Consider the following 2,821-nt stretch of genomic DNA (forward strand, 5'->3'; position numbering starts at 1 on the left):
GTATCCCCACGCCGAGAACCGCCTTGTTTTGTTAGACTGATGCCGTTGTTTTGCTGAGGTGAGCGCTATCGCCACGTTGCTAACAACGAGGATAACGACGTGTCTATTCATCAGCTTGAGCTTCGGACTGGGACAGTCCGGCGGCGGAAGTTTACACATTCTGCCAAAGAGGCGATTGTTTCAGAGACTCTGAGGGTCGAAACGACAGTGACGGATGTTGCGCGACGTCACGACCTTGATCGGTCATTGGTTTATCGGTGGCGTCGCGAATTTGGCGTTAAGGAGAGAGTGGAAGAGCCACGCGCCTTCGTTCCGGTGAAGGTACAACAGGCGCCGGACGCGGCGATCGGAATGCCGGCTGCGGCGTCTTCTGCGATCGAAATCCATGTTGGTCGGGGCCGGTTGGTGCGGGTCAATCGTGACTTTGATGCCTCGACCCTGTCGCGCGTGCTTGACGTGCTGGAGGGACGATGATCCCGATCAGTTCAAGCGTGCGGGTTTGGATTGCCAGCGGTCACTGCGATATGCGCAAGGGCATGCAGGGGCTTGCTCTCCTCGTCCAAGAGGGCCTTGGCCGCGATCCGTTCCAGGGCGACGTTTTTGTCTTCCGCGGGAGAAATGGTCGATTGATAAAAGCGCTATGGCATGACGGTGTCGGTCTTTCGCTCTATGCAAAACGATTGGACCGAGGCCACTTCATTTGGCCAGCGACAGTGGACGGTGCTATTGCCCTTACAGCCGGGCAGATGTCGTATTTGCTTGAGGGCATAGACTGGCGCAATCCGCAGCAAACCTGGCGTCCGACGAGCGCCGGATAGCGCATATTTTGTCGGGATTTGCGGTTTGAATTCCGACGAAAAGCTATGCAAATCAGTGGCTTTGTGGTTTGATCCGGGTATGGAAACCGGCTCGGAAAATCACCGTGATCATGCTGCTGCCCTTGAGGCAGAGCTGGTGATGGCGCGGGCGGAACGAGCTGCTGCCTTAGCCGAATTGGCCGTTGCCAAGGCGAAGGAAGCGGACGATCAGGCCATCATTCTTCGCCAGAAAGTCTACATCGAAAAGCTGCAACGGGAACTGCGTGGTCAGAAGTCGGAACGGACTGCCCGGCTGATCGCTCAAATGGAGCTGATGCTTGAAGACGCCGAGGCAGCGGCGAGCGAGGACGAACTTGCCGCCGAAATGGCCGTTGCCGCCGCCTCTATCAACGTCGCCGGCTTTGCACGAAAGCGGCCGGCCAAGAAACCCTTTCCGGACCATCTGCCGCGCGAGCGTGTCGTTGTGCCCGGTCCGATCGCCTGTACCTGCTGCGGCAGTGACCGGCTGCGCAAGCTGGGTGAAGACATCACCGAGACGATGGAGAGCATTCCGCGGTCCTGGAAAGTCATTCAGACGGTGCGGGAGAAGTTCAGCTGCCGCGACTGCGAGAAGATCAGCCAGGCACCAGCACCTTTCCACGTCATCCCCAGGGGCTGGGCAGGTCCGAGCCTTCTGGCGATGATCCTTTACGACAAGTTCGGCCAGCACATTCCGCTGAACCGGCAGGTCGAGCGCTTTGCGCTTGAGGGCGTACCGATCAGCCTGTCGACGGCCGCAGATGCCATCGGTTCCTGTTGCCATGCCCTTGATCCTCTTCTGAGGCGGATCGAGGCCCATACCTTTGCAGCCGAACGGGTTCATGGCGACGATACCACGGTGCCGGTTCTCGCAGCCGGCAAGACCGACACCGGCCGGATCTGGACTTACGTGCGAGATGATGCCCCGTTCGGCGGAACGGCGCCACCATCGGCGATGTTCTATTATTCCCGAGACCGCACCGGTGAACACCCGCAGGCGCATCTCGCCAACTATAGCGGTATCCTTCAGGCTGATGCCTATGGCGGCTACACCAAGCTCTATCTTCCCGATCGCAGTCCAGGACCGATCTGTGAGGCGGCATGCTGGGCGCATGCCAGGCGACCGTTCTTCATCTTGGCCGATCTCGAAGCCAATGCACGGCGCAAGGCGAAAGGCCAACGTCCGGCCGTCATCTCGCCGATTGCCATCGAAATGGTGCGCCGGATCGATGCGCTGTTCGAGATCGAACGTGAGGTCAATGGCCAGACGGCTGATGAGCGCAAAACAACACGTCAGCAGCATAGCAAGCCGCTGATATCAGATATGGAGCTGTGGGTGCGCGAGCAACGTGCCAAGCTTTCCCGCGACAATGATCTCGCCAAGGCCTTCGACTACATGCTGAACCGCTGGGCATCGTTTACCCGCTTCCTCGACGACGGCCGGATCTGTCTGTCGAACAACGCAGCAGAGCGTTCGTTACGCGGAATTGCATTGGGAAGACGGGCCTGGCTCTTCGCCGGTTCCGACCGCGGTGGTCAGCGGGCCGCCGCCATGTATAGTTTAATTGTCACGGCAAAGATGAACCACGTCGATCCACACGCCTGGCTTGCCGACGTGCTTGCCCGTATCGCCGACCACCCGGCCAGCAGGATCGACGAGTTGTTGCCGTGGAGTTGGAAGGCCGAAAAGGCCGCTATCGCGGCGGCCGCGTAAACAGCTCGACAAAGAGCGCCTTTGATCGTTCCAGCCCTTCGTCCGTCAAAATCAATGACTTCGACTTGTTCACCGGATCGCCGATCAGTCCCTTCCTGAACAACCGATCCGTCGTCGCCCAGTCGAAACCCTTCCAGGCTCGATAACCGTCATGCAGCGTCAGCCATAGCAGCGCCAGCACAGCGTCATCGATCTTGTCTTCGTCGATATCCATCAGACAACAATAGCACGCACGTCATGCGAATTCCTGTGGTCTACGCCGTATGCGTAC

At 58.9% G+C, this 2,821-nt stretch carries 4 protein-coding genes; 3 read left to right on the forward strand and 1 reads right to left on the reverse strand.

Annotation, left to right across the window (positions count from 1 at the left end; genetic code table 11):
- Positions 1 to 99: 99 nt before the first annotated feature.
- From EV561_RS38525 to EV561_RS36855, 3 genes are all read left to right on the forward strand, one after another.
- Positions 100 to 474: a transposase gene (locus tag EV561_RS38525; RefSeq protein WP_132528765.1), complete on the forward strand. Its 375-nt coding sequence runs from the start codon at positions 100 to 102 to the stop codon at positions 472 to 474.
- Positions 471 to 818, forward strand: a complete 348-nt coding sequence (tnpB, locus tag EV561_RS36850; RefSeq protein ID WP_132528766.1) for an IS66 family insertion sequence element accessory protein TnpB — start codon at positions 471 to 473, stop codon at positions 816 to 818. Before EV561_RS38525 ends, tnpB begins: the two co-directional genes overlap by 4 nt.
- Positions 819 to 957: 139 nt before the next feature.
- On the forward strand, positions 958 to 2,550 hold the full coding sequence (locus EV561_RS36855; protein ID WP_245513292.1) for an IS66 family transposase: 1,593 nt from the start codon (positions 958 to 960) through the stop codon (positions 2,548 to 2,550).
- Here the strand turns inward: EV561_RS36855 and EV561_RS37535 are convergent.
- A complete protein-coding gene (locus tag EV561_RS37535; RefSeq protein WP_165928061.1) occupies positions 2,531 to 2,764 on the reverse strand; it encodes a DUF6429 family protein in 234 nt (77 codons plus the stop codon). The genes EV561_RS36855 and EV561_RS37535 overlap by 20 nt on opposite strands.
- Positions 2,765 to 2,821 lie beyond the last annotated feature (57 nt).

The sequence above is a fragment of the Rhizobium sp. BK376 genome, assembly GCF_004341625.1.
In the GTDB taxonomy this organism is placed as follows: domain Bacteria; phylum Pseudomonadota; class Alphaproteobacteria; order Rhizobiales; family Rhizobiaceae; genus Rhizobium.